Genomic DNA, 16,429 nt, shown 5'->3' with positions numbered 1-16,429 from the left:
GACGAGAGCCCTGGTGGGAGGAACTCCCACCAGGGCTCTGATGTCGGGCTGACAGGATTTGAACCTGCGACCCCGTGACCCCCAGTCACGTGCGCTACCAAGCTGCGCCACAGCCCGTGACATCGACCAGGCCGACATCCGGTGGTCCGTGATGGACCGGTGAACACCTTACAGGTTGTCGGAGCCGGCTCCGCGGGCAGGTGAGGCAGGTGCCTCGAGGAGCGCGTCGAGGACGCTGACGGCCTCCGGCTCGGCCCCGACGGGGCGGACGTACCCCCGCGTCGAGCGCTCGTCGCGGTGACCGAGCCGCTCGGCGATCTCGTCGACGCTGACCCCACCGCCGTTGAGCCACGACGCGTGGGCGTGACGCGTCTGTCGCGGCAGCGGGCGGAAGTCGAGACCGGCAGCCCGCACCGCCTCGGACCACACGCGGGCCCAGCCCTGCGGCGTGGTCGCCCCCAGCGGGGCCCCCGGCTCGGCCAAGGGCTCCTGGGCACCGGCGGGTGCGCTGAGGCCGCTCCTGCGGGCCGGCCGCGACGGTCCCGCCAGGGCGCGACGCGCGCGTGCCCTGGCGGCGGAGTACTCGGCCACCGCCTGGCGGCAGCAGGCCTCGCGGCAGCGCCCGGTGGCGTACCCGTTCACCGTGCCGTGCTGGTAGACGGTCCCGTTGGGGCCGGTGAAGGTCCCCAGCGCCTGCAGGCGCTCTGCGGTCAGCGGCTCCGAGTACTTCCTCGTGGGGGAGCTCCTGCCCGACGGCTCGGGAAGGACGAGCCGGCCCGGGAAGAGGAGGTCGGCCGGTCCTAGCCCCTGCTCCTGCGCCCACACCTCGAGCCGCCTCGCGAAGTCCTCCCCGATGACCACGCGGCGATCGGCGCCGTTCTTCGTCGAGGGACGGAGGACGAAGCGCTGTCCGCTCCCCGAGAAGCGCCGGCCGGGTTCGGAGAGGCAGCGCGAGACCACCAGCGCACCGTCGTGCAGGTCGCCCACCACGAGGGCGAGGGCTTCCCCGACGCGCAGGCCGCTGCGCACCAGGAGCTCGGCGAGCAGCCGCGCCGCCGGCGTGGGCATCGCGTCCCGCACTGCGGTGAACTCCTGCGGGGTCAGGACCCGGGGGCGGGGAGCCACGGGTCGAGGAGCGCGCACGCCCTGCGTCGGCAGCCGGTCGACCACCCCGAGCGCCATCGCCCGCCGGCACGTCACCGCGACCACGAGCAGCGCCAGGCGGACCACCGACGGGCTGCTGCCCCGGGACCTCGCCCCGCCGAGCAGGGCCTCGACGTCGTCAGCGGTCAGGTCGGCGACCCGCCGGTCACCGAGCACGGGCTCCACGTGGCACGCGAAGACGGTCTCGTAGAGGGACAGGGTCTTGGGGTCGACCGTCGCGGTCGCGACGTACTCCTGCCAGGCGCGGCTCAGCGTCATGCCGGACGGGACGGCGGCAGGACCAGACAGGTGTTCGACCACCTGCCGGATCATGCCCGCCGGCACCGACAGCGGGCACGGTCAGCGCGTCAGCGGGCACGACCACCGCGTCAGCGGCGGCGCTTCTCCCGCACCCGGACGCTGACCTCGACGGGGCTGCCCTCGAAGCCGAACTGCTCGCGCAGGCGCCGCTCGAGGAAGCGACGGTACTGCGCCTCCAGGAAGCCCGAGGCGAACAGCACGAAACGCGGGGGCCGCGTGGAGGCCTGGGTGCCGAAGAGGATGCGCGGCTGCTTGCCGCCGCGCAGGGGGTGCGGGTGGGCCTGCACCACGGAGGTGAGGAACTGGTTCAGGCGCCCGGTGGAGATGCGCTGGTCCCAGCTGTCGAGGGCGACGTCGAGCGCGGGCACCAGGCGGTCGGTGTGGCGGCCGGTGCGGGCGGAGATGTTGACGCGCGGCGCCCAGGCCACCTGGCCCAGGTCCTGCTCGATCTCGCGCTCCAGGTAGTGGCGGCGCTCCTCGTCGGTCAGGTCCCACTTGTTGAACGCCAGCACCAGGGCCCGCCCCGACTCCATGACGGTGGAGATGATGCGGGTGTCCTGCTCGGTGAGGCGCTCGGAGGCCTCCAGCAGCACCACGGCCACCTCGGCGCGCTCCAGGGCCGCCTGCGTGCGCAGGGAGGCGTAGAAGTCGGCGCCGGAGGTCTGGTGCACGCGACGGCGGATGCCGGCGGTGTCGACGAAGCGCCACGGGCGCCCGCCGAGCTCGACCAGCTCGTCGACCGGGTCGCGGGTGGTGCCGGCGGTGGGGTCGACGACGACGCGCTCGGACCCGACCAGCTTGTTCAGCAGGCTCGACTTGCCCACGTTGGGCCGACCGAGCAGCGCCACGCGGCGGGGGCCGCCGGTGACCTCGCGCTCGCCCACGAGCGTCTCGGGGACGGCGGCGAGCATCGCGTCGAGGAGCTCGCCCGAGCCGCGGCCGTGCAGCGCCGAGACCGGGAACGGCTCCCCCAGGCCGAGCGACCACAGCTGGGCGGCGTCGGCCTCGGTGCGGGCGTCGTCGACCTTGTTCGCCGCGAGCACCACGGGCTTGCCCGAGCGGCGGATCAGCTTCACGACGGCCTCGTCGGTGGCCGTGGCGCCCACGGAGGCGTCGACGACGAACACGACGACGTCGGCCATCTCGATGGCGATCTCGGCCTGCTCGGCGACGCGGGCGTCGAGCCCGTGGACGTCGACCTCCCAGCCGCCGGTGTCGACCACGTTGAACGGGGTGCCCGCCCACTCGGTGGTGTAGGTGACGCGGTCGCGGGTGACGCCGGGGACGTCCTGCACGACGGCCTCGCGGCGGCCCAGCACGCGGTTGACCAGGGTCGACTTGCCCACGTTGGGGCGCCCGATGATCGCGATGACGGGCAGGACGGCGCCGTCGTCGTCGCCGTGGGCGCCGTCGGAGGCGCCCGACAGGACGGCGAGGTCGTCCTCGGAGAGCTCGTAGTCGTCCAGGCCGACGCGCAGGGCGTCGCTGGGGTCCAGCTCGTCGTCGTGGTGGGGGGCGGTGTTCTCGGCGCTCATGCGCGGGCTCCAGCGGTGGTGGTCAGTGCGGCGCGGACCAGGGAGAGCAGCGCCTCGACGCCCTCCTCCAGGGTCCCGGAGTTGTCGAGGACGGCGACGCCGTCGGCGGCCTCGGTGAAGGAGGCGACGGTGGAGTCGTCGCGGTCGCGGCGCACCACCTCGTCGCGGGTGGCCTCGACCGCGGCGGCGTCGGCGGCGCCGTGCAGCTCCAGGGCGCGCCGGGCCAGGCGGCGGGCCTCGTCGACGACGACCAGCACGCGCACGGCGGCGTCGGGGGCGACCACGGTGGTCAGGTCGCGGCCCTCGGCCACGACGCCGCGCAGCGCGGCCTGCGCGGCCAGGGCGGCGCGCTGGCGGCGGATGAGCTCGGAGCGCACCTCGAGGTTGGTGGCCACGGCGCTCACGGCGGCCGAGATGCGGCTCTCGCGGATCGCCGCGGTCACGTCGGTGCCGCGCACCACCACGTAGGGGGCTCCGGGGTCGGTGCCGACCTTGAGGTCGAGGCCGCGGGCCAGCCCGGTCACGGCCTCCGCCGAGCCCGGGTCGCGGTCGGCGGACAGGTCGACGCCGTCGGCCAGCGCCGCCCACGTCACGGCGCGGTAGAAGGCGCCGGTGTCGAGGTAGCCGGCGCCGAGCGCGGCGGCGGCGCGGCGGCACAGCGTGGACTTGCCCGAGCCGGAGGGACCGTCGACGACGACCACGAGCCCCCTGGCGGGCGCGGCCTGGACGTCGACCGGGCTGTCGTCGGAGAGCGGGGAGGGCACCGCAGAAGGGTAGTCGGACCCAGCACCTAGCCTGGGACCGTGGTGATCCCGGTGCCCCCCGCAGCAGGTCAGGCCGACTCCTCCGACGACGTCGAGGAGGCCCTCGCCTTCGTCGGCGAGCTCGTGAGCCGCCTGGGGCGCGTCGCCGCCCGGCGCCAGGCCAGCGCCGTCGAGCAGCGCAAGCCCGCCGCCGCCCTCACCGGCTCGGTGGTCACCGACGTCGACCTCGACCTCGAGCGCGCCGTCGACGACGCGCTGCGCGAGCGCTTCCCGCGCGACGGCCTCATCGGCGAGGAGGGCGCCGACCGGCCCCCGGCCGACCCCGCCACCGGGCGCACCTGGGTGGTCGACCCGGTCGACGGCACCCTGAACTTCGCCCGCCGCCTCGGCCCGTGGTCGGTGGTCGTCTCCGCGTGGCGCGGGCCGCGCGAACGCCCCCGGGTCGAGTCCGTGGCCGTCTGGACCGGCGGCCACCTCTACACCGCAGCCGCCGGCCGCGGCGCCTTCGTGCGCGTCGACGGCGAGGACGGCACCCCCGGCCCCGCCCGCAGGCTGCAGCTGTCCGGCGAGGCCGAGACCGGCGGCGTCGTCCGGGCGGGCGCCGCGCTGCTCGGCGCGGTCGGCCGCGCGGGGTGGCTGCCGAAGGTGACCGAGAGCTCGGCCTCGGAGATCGCCTCCGTGGCCGACGGCCGCGTCATGGGCACCCTGCGCCTGGGCGGTGACCGCCGCGACCTGCACGGCCCGGCGCTGCTCGTGGCCGAGGCGGGCGGCGCCGTCGTGCCCCTCGACGGCGAGCCCCTCTCGGGGACCACCCGCCGGATGGTGGTGGCCCACCCCGGCGCCGTCGACGCGCTGGTCGCCCTCGCCACCGAGCACCTCCCGACGGCGGGCCCGGCCGACTAGTCCGGGCTTCCGGCCGACCGGCCGAGGGGCTAGTCGACCAGGGCCCACCCGAGGTCGCGCAGCGCCGCCTCCAGCGGCGTCCGCGCGGCCGGCAGCACCGACACCTCGGCGAGGCCGACGGGCTGCTCCGGGGAGTGCTCCAGGCGCAGGTCCTCCAGGTTGACGCCGGCGGCGCCGACGTCGTGCAGGAGCCGCGCGAGCTCACCGGGGGCGTCGGGCACCAGCACGGTGACCACCGCGTAGGAGGTGGGTGCGCTGCCGTGCTTGCCGGGCACCCGGGCGCGGCCCGCGCCGCCGTCGGCGATCAGCTGGGCCACGGCGGCCAGCGCCCCGGGCGACTTCGCCGCGGCGTCGTGCGCGTCCTCGACGCGGTCGAGCTGCTCCAGGGCGGCGAGGACGCCGTCGAGGTCGTCGCGCAGGTCGCGCAGCACAGCGGCCACCGGTCCGGCGTTGGCGCCGAGGATCTGCACCCACAGCGCGGGGTCGGACTCGGCGATGCGGGTGACGTCCCGCAGGCCCTGGCCGGCGAGGTCGACGGCGGGCTCGGGCGCCTCGCGCAGCCGCGCGGCCACCAGCGAGGCCGCCACCTGCGGCACGTGGGACACCAGCGCGACGGCCTCGTCGTGCGCGCCGGCCTCCATGACCACCGGGGCGGCGCCCAGGTCGTCGGCGAGGGCCCGGACGGCGGCGAGGGCCCGGGGCGACGACGCCGCCGTGGGGCAGAGCACCCAGGGCCGTCCGGCGAAGAGCGTGCCGCGCGCGGCGACGGCCCCGGAGCGCTCGCGCCCCGCCATCGGGTGGCTGCCCACGTACCGCGCCAGCGCGTCCTCGCCCGCGCCCCGGGCCGCCAGCACCCGGCGAAGCTCGACCAGCACGGTCAGCTTCACGCTGGCGACGTCGGTGACGACGGCCTGCGGCCAGGCGCCGAGCTGCTCGGCGACGACGGTGGCCGTCACGTCGGGCGGCGCGGCGACGACCACGAGCGCGGGCGGCGGCTCCTCGGCGGTCCGCAGGCGGCCGGCGCCCAGGTCGCGGGCGAGCGCCGCGGCGGTGGGCGAGGGGTCGGCGAGGGTCACGTCGACGCCGCGGGCGCGCAGCGCCAGGGCGGCGCTGGCGCCGAGCAGCCCGGTGCCGACGACGTGCACCGGTCCGGCGGTGCGAGCCTCCAGGCGGCTCATCGGGGGGTCATCGGGGGGGTCACTGGGCGATGTCGCGGCGCAGCGCCACGGCACCGCGCAGGTACACGTGCTGGACCTCGCCGCGCTCCAGCGGGGTCTGGGCGAGCGCCATGAGGCGCACCACGCGGGGCATGGCGCCGGCGACGTCGACCTCCACCGCGCACATGAGGGGCACGTCTCCCAGGCCCAGCTCGCGCGCGGCGACCGCGGGGAACTCCGAGGTCAGGTCGGGGGTGCAGGTGAAGACCATGTTGACGAGGTCGTCGGTGGAGAGCCGGTTGGCCTCCAGCACGGCGGTCACCAGCTCGCGCGTCGCGGCGAGCAGGTGCTCGCGCTCGTCGACGTCGAGCTGCACCGCCCCCCGGACGGCCCGGAGCGCCATCAGCGGCCGCCCTGGCCGCGGCGCTGCTTGGCCCCGGCCACGCGCCCGGCGGTGCGCCCGGACCGCGCGGCCTGGGCGGCCTTCGCGGCGCGGGCGGCCTTGGATGCACCGGTGCTGCGGCGCTTGTCGGCGGTGACGACCTCGATGCCGCGGCGGTCGGGCGCCTTGGCCACCGGGCGGCTGCCCTTGGGGCGCCGCACGCGCTGGCCGGGCTGGCTGCCCGGGCCGGCGCTGCGCAGCTGGGAGACCTCCTCGCGGGTCAGCGAGCGGGTCACGCCGGGGCGCAGGTCGCCGAGCTGGATCGGGCCGATGGCGGTGCGGGCCAGGCGGATGACGGGGTAGCCGACCTCCTCCAGCATGCGGCGCACCACGTGCTTGCGGCCCTCGTGCAGGACGATCTCGACGAACGCCTTGCCCGGCACGGAGTCGACCAGGCGGAAGGAGTCGGCGCGGGCGATGCCGTCCTCCAGCTCGACGCCGTCGCGCAGCTGCTTGCCGATGCCCTTCTCGACCGGCCCGTTGACCTCCGCGACGTACGTGCGGGGCACCTCGAAGGAGGGGTGCTGCAGCCGGTGGGCGAGGTCGCCGTCGTTGGTGAGGAGGATCAGCCCCTCGGTGTCGACGTCGAGGCGGCCGACGTGGAAGAGGCGCACGCCCTGCTCGGTGCGGTCGTCGAGGATGTCGGCGAGGGTGAGCCGGCCCTCGGCGTCGGACATCGCCGAGAGGTACCCGCGGGGCTTGTTCATCGCCAGGTAGACCTTCGAGGTGTCGAGCTGCAGCAGCATCCCGTCGACCTCGACCTGGGCGGTGGCGGGGTCGACGCGGACGCCCTGGTCGCGGACCAGCTCGCCGTCGACGCGGACGCGGCCCTGGGCGATCATCTGCTCGCACGCCCGGCGCGAGCCGAGCCCGGCGCCGGCGAGCACCTTCTGCAGGCGGACGCCGTCCGGGTCGTGCGGGTCGTGGCTGTCGTCGTGGTGGCCGGTGGTGCTCATGCGGGGCTCCTGTCGTCGAGGGCCTCGAGGAGGTCGTCGACCTCCGTGTCGGCCGGGAGGTGCGGCGCCAGCGGAGGGAGGTCCTCGAGGGTGTCGACCCCGATCTTCTCCAAGAACGAGGTGGTCGTGCGATACAGGGTGGCCCCTGAGCCCTCCTCGCGCCCCGCCTCGGCCACCAGGCCGCGGGTGAGGAGGGTCCGCACGACCGAGTCGACGTCGACGCCGCGGACCGCCGCGACCCGCGCGCGGGTCACCGGCTGGGTGTAGGCGACGACGGCGAGGGTCTCCAGCGCCGCCCGCGACAGGCGCGCCGACGCCGCCTCCCCGGTGAACCTCGCGACCAGGGCCGCGGCCTCGGGCCGGCTCCAGATCCGCCACCCGCCGGCCGCGGCGCGCAGCTCGAAGCCGCGCTGCTCGGCGCGGTAGGCGGCGGCCAGCGCCTCCAGAGCGGCGGCCACCTCGGGCTCGGGGACGCCGAGGCCCTCAGCGAGGTCGTCGGCGGACACCGGGGCCTCCACGACCATGAGGACGGCCTCCAGCGCGGCGCGCAGGCCCCCGGGGAGCTCGTCCGGCAGCTCGGCGACGTCCTCGCTCACGAGACGCGCTCGCGCAGGTCGACGGGCTCGCGCAGGTCGACGACGGGGTCAGCGGGCTCGCGCCAGGTGACGAGCAGGGCCTGGTCGGGGCGGGCCTGCTCCAGGTCGACCTCCCCGCGGCGGTACAGCTCGAGCACCGCGAGGAACCTGCCGACCACCCACACGGCGCCGGGCCGCTCGCCGGTGGCGCGCACGAGGTCGGCCAGGAGGTCGGCGAACGCCACGGGCGTCCCCGGCGCGCCGGCGTGGCGCTCCCGCAGCCGCTCGCGCAGCGCCGCCACCTGCTCGGGGACGCTGACCACCGGCGCGTGGAGGTGCTCGACGGCGACGGCCTCGGGCGGGCGCCCGGCCGCGGCCAGGGCCCCGGCGGCCAGGACGGCCAGCTGCTCGGGGGTGGTGGGCAGCACCAGCTCGGGCAGGGCGCGGCGCACGTCGTCGTCGGCGGCGCCGGTGCCGCCGGGGCGGGGGCTGGACAGCGCCCCCTCCGCGAGCCGGTCGGCCAGCACCCCGCCCACCTGGGCGTACGCGCGGTGCTGCAGCAGGCGGGCGAAGAGCAGGTCACGGGCCTCGACCAGGGCGAGGTCGTCGGCGTCGGGCTCGGCGCCCTCCTCGGCGGGCAGCAGCCGGGCCGCCTTGAGGTCGAGCAGGGTGGCGGCGACCACGAGGAAGCCGCTGGCCTGACCGAGCGCCGCCGCGGAGGAGTCGGCCCCGTCGTCAGCGGCGGCCAGCATCCTGCGCAGGTGGGCGATGAACTCGTCGGTGACGGCGGCGAGCGCGACCTCGGTGATCTCCAGGCGCCGGCGGGAGATCAGGCCGAGCAGCAGGTCGAAGGGCCCGGAGAAGTTCTCGAGGTGGACGTCGAAGGCGGGGGCGTCGCGGTCGGTGAGGACGCCGCCCGGCGTGCTCCTGGGGGTCTGCTCGCTGCTGGCGCGCGGCGCCGGGAGCGCACCGGCGTCCACCCCGTCGACCAGCCCGGGCTCAGGCGGAGGCACCGCGGGCGACGAGCTCGCGCGCGAGGCGGCGGTAGGACTCGGCCCCGGAGTGCTCGGGGGCGTAGGTGGTGATCGGCTCGCCGGCGACGGAGGCGTCGGGGAACTTCACGGTGCGGCCGATCACGGTGTCGAACAGGGTGTCGCCGAAGGCCTCCACGACGCGGGCGATGACCTCGCGGGAGTGCAGGGTCCGCGCGTCGTACATCGTCGCGAGGATGCCGTCGATGGCGAGGGCCGGGTTCAGCCGGTCCTGCACCTTCTCGATGGTCTCCACCAGCAGCGCGACCCCGCGCAGCGCGAAGAACTCGCACTCCAGCGGGATGAGCACGCCGTGCGCGGCGGTCAGGGCGTTGACCGTCAGCAGGCCCAGCGACGGCTGGCAGTCGACCAGGACGACGTCGTAGTCGTCGGTGCCGGTGCGCAGCGCCCGCGCGAGCGCCTGCTCGCGGGCGACCTCGCCCACCAGCTGCACCTCGGCGGCGGACAGGTCGATGTTGGCGGGCAGGATGTCGACGCCGGGCAGCCGGGTGGGGACGACGACGTCGGCCACGGAGGCGCGGCGGTCCATCAGCAGCGTGTAGACGCTGTGCTGCAGCTCGTGGGGGTTCACGCCCAGGCCGACCGACAGCGCGCCCTGGGGGTCGAAGTCGACCAGGAGGACCTTGCGCCCGTACTCCGCGAGCGCCGCGCCGAGGTTGATGGTGGACGTCGTCTTGCCGACGCCGCCCTTCTGGTTGCACATCGCGATGATGCGTGCGGGGCCGTGGCCGGACAGCGCCGGAGGGACCGGGAAGTCGACGAGGGGGCGACCGGTGGGACCGAGCAGGCCCTGCGCAGGAGGCTGCGCGCCGCGGGCCTGGAGGTCGCTGGTCATGGGGAGTAAGGCTACCCCGGGTGACCGGCTGGGGGCGTCAGCCGAGGGCCCTCGGGTGGGCCGCGGCGTACACCTCGCGCAGGGCCTCGGCGGTGACCATCGTGTAGATCTGCGTGGTCGTGACGCTGGCGTGGCCGAGCAGCTCCTGGACGACGCGGACGTCGGCGCCGCCCTCCAGCAGGTGGGTGGCGAAGGAGTGGCGCAGGGTGTGCGGGCTGACGGGGTGCTCGGGGCTGCCGACGCCGGCGCGCTCGGCCGCCGCGCGCAGCACGGCCCAGGCGCTCTGGCGGGAGAGCCGGTCGCCGCGGGTGTTGAGGAACAGCGCGCTGGTGCCCGTGCCCGTGGCGCTCCCCGCCGCTCCCGCGAGCAGCGCGGGCCGCGCGCGCACCAGGTACGCCTCCAGCGCGGCGACGGCGTAGGAGCCCAGGGGCACCACGCGCTCCTTGCCGCCCTTGCCGCGCAGGCGCAGCAGGGCGCCCTCGGTGCTCTCCCGGCCCAGCGCCTGGGCGGGCAGGTCGTCGACGTCGAGGCCGACGGCCTCGCTGATGCGGGCCCCGGTGCCGTAGAGCACCTCGAGCAGGGCGCGGTCGCGCAGCGGCTGGGGGCCCTCGCCGGCGCCGGCGGCCTCCAGGAGGGCGAGGACGTCGGCGACGGGGACGGCCTTGGGCAGGCGGCGGGGGGTGGGCGGCGGGCGCACCGCGGCGGCCGGGTCGGCGGTGGTGGCGCCCTCGAGGGCGCTGAAGCGGTGCCAGCCGCGGACGGCGACGACGGCGCGGGCCGCCGAGGCGGCGGACAGCGCGGCTCCGGGGCCGGGGGTGGGCCCGTGCTCGCCGGTGCGCAGGGCCTGGAGGTGGGCGCTGACGTCGGCCTCGCCGACGGCGGCCAGCTCGGTGCGGCCCTGGGCGCGCAGCCAGGCGGTGTAGCGCTCGAGGTCTCGCCGGTAGGCGGCCAGGGTGTTCTCGGCGAGGCCCCGCTCGACCCGCAGGTGCGCCAGGTACTGCCCCAGCGCCCGGCTCAGGGCGTCGCTGGCCGCGAGCACCTCCACCCCCACGCCTCCCAGCCTAGGGGCAGGCTGTGACCGTGCCCCCCTCCCGCGGCCAGCGCCGGAACAGCAGACCCACCGCCGGCCCGCCCCCGCCCGAGGGGCGCTTCGCGACCACCACCGGGCAGGTGGAGTGGGTCCGCGAGCGCGACGACGGCGCGTGGACGCTGTACGTGAACGGGGTGCCCAGCTCGCCGCTGCGGGCGGGTGCCCCGGAGGTGCTCGACTTCGAGTACCTGCAGTGGATGGCCGACTGCGTGCGGCTCGCCCTGCCCGCCGAGGGCGGGGCGCCCCTGCGGGCCGTGCACCTGGGTGGTGGGGCGTGCGCCCTGCCGCGCCACCTGGCGGCGGTGCGCGCGGGGGCGGGGGGCACCCGGCAGGTGGTGGTCGAGCTGGACGCCGAGCTGGTGGCGCGGGTGCGGGAGTGGGTGGACCTGCCGCGCTCCCCCGAGCTGCGGATCCAGGCCGGTGACGCGCGCGCGGGGCTGGCCGCCCGCCGCGACGCCTCCGCCGACCTGGTGGTGCGCGACGTGTTCGCGGGCGACTCCACGCCCCGCCACGTGGTGACCGCGGAGTTCACCGCCGAGGTGGCCCGCGTGCTGGACCCCTCGCGGGGCGGGGGCCTCTACCTGGCGAACGCCGTCGACAGGACGTCGCCGGTGGGCCTGAAGGCGGAGGTGGCGACGCTGCTGGCGGTGTTCCCGCACGTGGCGGCGGCGCTGGAGCCCGGGGTGCTGCGGGGGCGCCGCCACGGCAACGCGGTGCTGCTCGCCAGCCACGCGCCGCTGCCGCTGGCGGAGCTGACCCGCGCCCTGGGGGCCGGGGCCGCGGTCGCTCGGGTGCTCCACGGCGACGCCCTCACCGCGCTGGTGGCGGGCGCCGCCGTCGTGCACGACCCGGTCTAGCGGCCGGTCAGCCTCAGCAGCGCGTCGAGCTCGGAGGTCACGGCGGCGGCGTCGTCGGCCGCGCCCGAGGTGGGCCAGGTGCGCACGTGCTCCAGGGCGCGGCGGACGGTCAGGGGGTGCAGCGCCGGCTCGCGGCCGGTGGCGGTGCCGACGTCCCAGGTGGCCACGACAAGGTCGACCAGCACGCCCTGCGCGCCGGCCTCGAGCACCTCCGCGGCCTGCTCGCCCTCGGGCGGGGCCACCCACGTGGCGAGGAGGGACTCCAGCGCCGCGGGCCACGCCGCCGCCGGGTCGGCGCCGGTGCCGCCGAGGGCTCCGGACACGACGTCGGCGACGGTCCGCACGCCGTCGGGGGCCGTGCGCTGCCAGGCGGGGGCGTCGAGGTCGGTGAGCAGCGCGGCCAGGTCTCCGCCGGCCACCGGCAGCAGCTGGGCGGCGGAGGTGGCGCGCAGGCCCAGCAGCGCGAGCGCGTACGCCTCCTCGGCGTCGGCGGCGCGGGTCAGGGCCCACCCGCCGTCGGGCAGCGACGTCGCCACCTCCCAGGCACCGCCCTCGAGGTGCAGGCCGTCGAAGGCCGGGCCGAGCTCGGCGCGCAGCTGGCCCTCGCGGGGCAGCCACAGCACGTCGGCGGCCTCGACGCTGTCGAGGGCCCACTCGGTGGTGCCGTTGAAGCCCAGGACCTGCCCGGAGGCGAGGTCCTGGGCCTCGATGGTCATGTCCGAGACCACGAAGACGTCGCCGTCCATCTCGCGGTCGGGGATGACGAACCTGTCGCCCTTCGCGGGCAGCCAGACCAGGCCGGCGTCCTTCAGGGCACGTGCGCTCGTGAGGGAGGTCACCGGCCCAGCCTGCCCCAGCGGCTCAGCTGTCGGAGACGCGGGCGCTGCGGCCCTTCAGCTCGTCGATCATCTCCGAGGCGTGCGCCTTGGTGATGTCGGCGGGGACCTCCTCACCGGCCTCGTGGGCCAGGGTGGTCAGGTAGCTGACCTGCGCACCGGTGGCGGGCTCGCCCCCGGTCACCCAGGTCTCGGGGTCCTTGACGGCGGTGGGGTCGTCCTGCGCGCCGGTGCCCGCGTGCTCGGGGTTGGTCTCGTCGCTGCGGCTGGTCTGCTCGGTCATGTGTCCGAACCTAGGTCGGCCCCCGCGGTTCCGCTCGCCCAGAACTCCGCTCGCCAACACCCCGCGCCCGTGGTCGGCTCGTCCCATGGCTCCTCCCCGCCGCGTCCTGGTGACGGGCGCCACCGGCAACGTCGGCACCGCGCTGCTGCGCCGCCTGGCCCGCGAGGGCGTCGCGGTGAGCGGCGTCGCCCGTCGCGTCCCCTCGTCAGGACCCGTGCGCTGGCACGGCGTCGACCTGACCGCCCGGTGGGCCACCGGCGCGCTGCGCGAGGCGATGGAGGACGTCGACGCCGTCGTCCACCTGGCCTGGCGCATCCAGCCGAGCCGCACCCCCGCCGCCCGCGCGGTGATGCGCACCACCAACGTCGAGGGCACCCGCGCCGTGGTGACCGCGGCCTCCGAGGCGGGGGTGCCGCACCTGGTGCACGCGTCGTCGGTGGGCGTCTACGCGCCCGTGCCGCAGGAGGCGCAGCGCACCGGCCGCAAGCCGTCGGTCGACGAGTCGTGGCCCCGCACCGGTGTGGAGTCCTCCCCGTACAGCCGCGACAAGGTCGCCGCGGAGGACCTGCTCGACGAGGTGGAGGCCTCGGACCGCGGGCCGGGCATCGCCCGCGTGCGCCCGGGCCTGGTGCTGCAGCGCGAGGCCGGCAGCGAGATCGCCCGGTACTTCGGGGGGCCGCTGCTGCCGGTGAGCCTCCTGGGCAGGCTGCCGCTGCTCCCCCTGCCGGACGCGTTCGTGGCTCCCGTCGTCCACGCCGACGACCTCGCCGACGGTATCTGGCGGGTCCTGGCCGAGGGCGGCACGGGGGCGTTCAACGCCGCGGCGACCGACGGGCTCGGCCCCGACGAGATCGCCGCCGGCCTGGGCGGGGGCCGGCGGGTGAAGGCCCCGGTGTCGCTGCTGCGCCGCGCGGCGGAGGTCAGCTGGCACGCCCGTCTGCAGCCCACCGACCCGGGCTGGGTCGACCTGGGCGCCGGCGCCCCCCTCATGGACTGCTCGCGCCTGCGCGCCCTGGGCTGGGAGCCGCGGGTCTCCGCGACCGCCGCCCTCGCCGACCTCGTCTCGGGGATGCGCTCCGGCGCCGGGGGCGGCACCCCCGCGCTGGCCGGCCGGGGCCTCCTGCACGGGCGGAGGGCCGCATGAGCACCCAGGAGCAGGTGGAGCGCCCCGGCGCCCAGGAGTGGGTGCCCGAGCACCCCGACAGCATCGACGCGCTGCGCGCCGCCGCCCCCGCCTGCCGCGGCTGCGAGCTGTGGGAGCCCGCGACCCAGGTCGTCTTCTCCGCGGGCAACTCCCACGCGGCCGTCGCGCTGGTCGGCGAGCAGCCCGGCGACGCCGAGGACACCCGCGGCATCCCCTTCGTCGGCCCCGCCGGCCAGCTGCTCCAGCGGGCCCTCGAAGAGGCCGGTCTCGCCCGCGACCGCGTGTACGTGACCAACGCCGTGAAGCACTTTAGGTTCACGCCCCGCGGCAACCGCCGCATCCACGCCACCCCCGAGACCAGCCACGTGAGCGCCTGCAAGCCGTGGCTGGCCGAGGAGCTGCGCCTGGTCGACCCGCAGGTGGTGGTGCTCCTGGGGGCGACGGCGGCGAAGGCGCTGCTCGGCCCCTCGGTGCGGGTCGGCAAGGACCGCGGCCACCCGATCGAGCGCGAGACCACCCAGGGGACGAAGACGTTCTTCGTGACCACCCACCCGTCAGCGGTGCTGCGCACCCCCGAGGACGCCCGCGACGCCGCCTACGCGGCCCTCGTCGACGACCTGCGCACCGTGGCGGGGCTGCTGAGCTGAGGGGTCAGCTGAGCTCGCCGGCCTCCACGGGGGCCTCGAGGCGGTTGCCGGGAGGGGCCAGCGGGCACGCCCAGGCCGGGTCGTAGGCGCACGAGGGGTTGTAGAGGAAGTTCAGGTCGACGACGACGTGCCTGTCGCCGCCGTGCGGGTCTCCCCCGAGGTCGGCGCCCTTGACGGTGTCGAGGAGGTAGCGCCCGCCGCCGTAGGTGCTGGTGCCGGAGGAGGCGTCGCGGACGGGCAGCCACACGCCGCCGCCGTAGCCGGAGAGCCACCACAGGTCGAGGCTCCCGAGCGGCGTCGTCGCTCGGCCGAGGCGGTGGAACACGACCTCGCCGTCGGTGCCCGTGGTGACCCGCAGCTCGTGGTCGGGCCGGCTGGTGTCGGCGGCCTCGACGGGCAGCTCCCAGCGCAGGTCGGGGTCGTACGGCGCGACGGGCAGCCCGGTGCGGCGGCGGGCGTCGTCAGCGGCGAGCGGGCTGTCGGGGTGGGTGGCGTACAGCTCGTCGCGGGCGGTGCGCCACAGCTCGTGGGCGCGGGCCGGACCGCGCTCCGCGGCGGCGCGGCGCACGTCGGCGTACAGCTCGGCGACGCGGCGGCGGTAGTCGAGCAGGGTCAGCGATCCGGTGCCCACGCGCTCAGCCCTCACCCTCGGCGGTGTCCTCGGCGCCGTCGACGACGTGCTCGTCGGGGCTCACCCACACCCGGCGCGCCAGCGGCACCCCGGCCTGCCGCAGCTGGTGGGCCAGGCCCTCGCCGTCGGGCGCGCGGACCTCGCGCAGCTCGTCGATGCCCTCGGCGCGGGCCGAGGCCGACACCGGCACCGGCAGCACGTGGGAGAGCACCTGCTCGGCGGCGGTGAGCTGGCGGATGGCGATCGCGCGGACGTTCTCCGGGTGCTCGCGGGCGAACTCGCCGTAGATCTCCGGGTCGTGCTGGCCGTCGTCGCCGACCAGCAGCCAGCGCACCTGCGGCAGCTCCTCGGCGAGGCGGCGCAGCTGCGCGCGCTTGTGCTCCTGCCCGCTGCGGAACCAGCCTGTGTTGGTGGGGCCCCAGTCGGTGAGCAGCAGCGGCCCGGCGGGGTAGCCGTGGCGGACCATGAACCGCGTCAGCGTGGGGGCGGCGTTCCAGGCGCCGGTGGACAGGTACAGCACCGGCGCGCCCTCGTGCGCCTTCTGGACGGCGTTGAGGAGCTCGGCCATGCCCGGCACGGGGCTGCGGGCCTGCTCGTGGAGCACGAAGGTGTTCCACGCCGCGATGAGCGGGCGGGGCAGGGAGGTCACCATGACGGTGTCGTCGATGTCCGAGACGACCCCGTCGCGCTGGTCGGCGCCGATGACCGTCACCGGAGCCCGCACCGCGTGGCCCACCCGCTCGTCGGGGTCGGCGCGGCCGGGCGGCTCGGTGGAGAAGTGCACGTGGTGCACGCCCTCGGGCAGGTCCGACGGGAGGCGGGCGTCGATGTACCCGCCCCGCTCGCTGACCAGCTCGTGCACCTGGTCGCCGACGGTCACCCACACGGTGACGCCGGTGACGGGGGCGCTGATGAAGGCCCGCCAGCCGCGCAGGGCCGTCAGGGCGCGCTCGCGCAGCTGGTCGCGGTCCAGCGGCCCCGTCCAGTCGCGCAGCGCCGCCGCCGCCGGGGTCTCCGAGCCGTCGCGGTCCTCGTCGTCGCCAGCCGAGCCGCTGCGCCCGTCGTCGTCGGGCGGACGCGTGGCGAGCACCCGCCCGAGGACGCGCACCCACCCCTCGCCGCCGTAGCCGGCGTAGCCGAGGACCCGCGGCGTCCAGCCCCGGCGCCGCAGCGCGGTGGCCAGGATCCGGTTCAGCCGGTCCTCGGCGCGGGCCGCCGCGTGGCGCTCCCGCGGGTCCTTCGCGCGTGCCCGGCTCAC

At 76.8% G+C, this 16,429-nt stretch carries 18 protein-coding genes and 1 tRNA gene; 4 read left to right on the top strand and 15 right to left on the bottom strand.

Annotated elements, in window-relative coordinates:
- Positions 1-43: 43 nt before the first annotated feature.
- The 4 genes from F1641_RS14360 to cmk all read right to left on the bottom strand — a co-directional run bounded on the left by F1641_RS14360 (position 44) and on the right by cmk (position 3,763).
- Positions 44-117: transfer RNA gene (locus F1641_RS14360), tRNA-Pro, on the bottom strand.
- Positions 118-168: 51 nt separating this feature from the next.
- Positions 169-1,464: a tyrosine-type recombinase/integrase gene (locus tag F1641_RS14355; RefSeq protein ID WP_194906678.1), complete on the bottom strand. Its 1,296-nt coding sequence runs from the start codon at positions 1,462-1,464 to the stop codon at positions 169-171.
- A gap of 68 nt (positions 1,465-1,532) precedes the next feature.
- Complete coding sequence (gene der / locus F1641_RS14350) at positions 1,533-2,999, bottom strand: ribosome biogenesis GTPase Der (protein WP_194906676.1); 1,467 nt, start codon at positions 2,997-2,999, stop codon at positions 1,533-1,535.
- Complete coding sequence (gene cmk, locus F1641_RS14345) at positions 2,996-3,763, bottom strand: (d)CMP kinase (RefSeq protein ID WP_194906673.1); 768 nt, start codon at positions 3,761-3,763, stop codon at positions 2,996-2,998. Before cmk ends, der begins: the two co-directional genes overlap by 4 nt.
- Positions 3,764-3,802: 39 nt before the next feature.
- Between cmk and F1641_RS14340 the strand changes: the two genes are divergently transcribed.
- Positions 3,803-4,666, top strand: a complete 864-nt coding sequence (locus F1641_RS14340; protein WP_194906671.1) for an inositol monophosphatase family protein — start codon at positions 3,803-3,805, stop codon at positions 4,664-4,666.
- Positions 4,667-4,695: 29 nt separating this feature from the next.
- Here F1641_RS14340 and F1641_RS14335 read toward each other — a convergent pair whose 3' ends face one another.
- From F1641_RS14335 to F1641_RS14305, 7 genes are read right to left on the bottom strand one after another with little or no spacing between them, the layout of a single operon-like run.
- Positions 4,696-5,844: a prephenate dehydrogenase gene (locus F1641_RS14335; RefSeq protein ID WP_194906669.1), complete on the bottom strand. Its 1,149-nt coding sequence runs from the start codon at positions 5,842-5,844 to the stop codon at positions 4,696-4,698.
- A 19-nt stretch (positions 5,845-5,863) separates the two neighbouring features.
- Positions 5,864-6,226: a chorismate mutase gene (gene aroH / locus F1641_RS14330; protein WP_194906666.1), complete on the bottom strand. Its 363-nt coding sequence runs from the start codon at positions 6,224-6,226 to the stop codon at positions 5,864-5,866.
- Positions 6,226-7,221 (bottom strand): pseudouridine synthase, encoded by a 996-nt coding sequence (locus F1641_RS14325; RefSeq protein WP_194906664.1) that lies wholly within the window; start codon positions 7,219-7,221, stop codon positions 6,226-6,228. The genes aroH and F1641_RS14325 overlap by 1 nt, the downstream gene beginning before the upstream one ends.
- Entirely contained in the window at positions 7,218-7,817 is a 600-nt protein-coding gene (scpB, locus tag F1641_RS14320; RefSeq protein WP_206691201.1) for an SMC-Scp complex subunit ScpB, read from the bottom strand. Before scpB ends, F1641_RS14325 begins: the two co-directional genes overlap by 4 nt.
- The gene (locus F1641_RS14315) at positions 7,814-8,809 is read right to left on the bottom strand and encodes a ScpA family protein (protein ID WP_206691200.1); all 996 of its coding nucleotides are present in this window, start codon (positions 8,807-8,809) and stop codon (positions 7,814-7,816) included. The genes scpB and F1641_RS14315 overlap by 4 nt, the downstream gene beginning before the upstream one ends.
- Positions 8,796-9,683 carry a ParA family protein gene (locus F1641_RS14310; RefSeq protein ID WP_194906662.1) on the bottom strand — a complete coding sequence of 296 codons (888 nt, stop codon included), beginning with the start codon at positions 9,681-9,683 and terminating at the stop codon, positions 8,796-8,798. Before F1641_RS14310 ends, F1641_RS14315 begins: the two co-directional genes overlap by 14 nt.
- Before the next feature lie 37 nt (positions 9,684-9,720).
- Positions 9,721-10,743 (bottom strand): site-specific tyrosine recombinase XerD, encoded by a 1,023-nt coding sequence (locus tag F1641_RS14305; RefSeq protein ID WP_375541495.1) that lies wholly within the window; start codon positions 10,741-10,743, stop codon positions 9,721-9,723.
- 20 nt (positions 10,744-10,763) lie between these two features.
- Here F1641_RS14305 and F1641_RS14300 point away from each other — a divergent pair, with 20 nt between their 5' ends.
- Positions 10,764-11,630 (top strand): spermidine synthase, encoded by an 867-nt coding sequence (locus tag F1641_RS14300; protein WP_194906659.1) that lies wholly within the window; start codon positions 10,764-10,766, stop codon positions 11,628-11,630.
- Here F1641_RS14300 and F1641_RS20050 read toward each other — a convergent pair.
- Both F1641_RS20050 and F1641_RS14290 read right to left on the bottom strand, forming a co-directional pair.
- Positions 11,627-12,469: a hypothetical protein gene (locus tag F1641_RS20050; protein WP_206691199.1), complete on the bottom strand. Its 843-nt coding sequence runs from the start codon at positions 12,467-12,469 to the stop codon at positions 11,627-11,629. The two genes, F1641_RS14300 and F1641_RS20050, sit on opposite strands and share 4 nt — an antisense overlap.
- A gap of 22 nt (positions 12,470-12,491) precedes the next feature.
- A complete protein-coding gene (locus F1641_RS14290) occupies positions 12,492-12,749 on the bottom strand; it encodes a DUF3072 domain-containing protein (protein WP_194906657.1) in 258 nt (85 codons plus the stop codon).
- 85 nt (positions 12,750-12,834) lie between these two features.
- Between F1641_RS14290 and F1641_RS14285 the strand changes: the two genes are divergently transcribed.
- Together F1641_RS14285 and F1641_RS14280 are read left to right on the top strand one after the other, a co-directional pair.
- Entirely contained in the window at positions 12,835-13,893 is a 1,059-nt protein-coding gene (locus F1641_RS14285; RefSeq protein WP_194906655.1) for an NAD-dependent epimerase/dehydratase family protein, read from the top strand.
- On the top strand, positions 13,890-14,540 hold the full coding sequence (locus F1641_RS14280) for a UdgX family uracil-DNA binding protein (protein ID WP_194906653.1): 651 nt from the start codon (positions 13,890-13,892) through the stop codon (positions 14,538-14,540). Before F1641_RS14285 ends, F1641_RS14280 begins: the two co-directional genes overlap by 4 nt.
- Before the next feature lie 4 nt (positions 14,541-14,544).
- Here the strand turns inward: F1641_RS14280 and F1641_RS14275 are convergent, their stop codons facing one another.
- Both F1641_RS14275 and F1641_RS23370 read right to left on the bottom strand, forming a co-directional pair.
- Positions 14,545-15,171 carry a DUF1684 domain-containing protein gene (locus tag F1641_RS14275; protein WP_309225609.1) on the bottom strand — a complete coding sequence of 209 codons (627 nt, stop codon included), beginning with the start codon at positions 15,169-15,171 and terminating at the stop codon, positions 14,545-14,547.
- Positions 15,172-15,175: 4 nt separating this feature from the next.
- On the bottom strand, positions 15,176-16,429 hold the full coding sequence (locus F1641_RS23370) for an App1 family protein (RefSeq protein ID WP_206691198.1): 1,254 nt from the start codon (positions 16,427-16,429) through the stop codon (positions 15,176-15,178).

This window comes from Quadrisphaera sp. INWT6 (genome assembly GCF_015390235.1).
GTDB lineage: Bacteria > Actinomycetota > Actinomycetes > Actinomycetales > Quadrisphaeraceae > Quadrisphaera.
The sequence above is the reverse complement of the archived record's forward strand: the minus strand, read 5'-3'. Positions and strand labels throughout refer to the sequence as shown.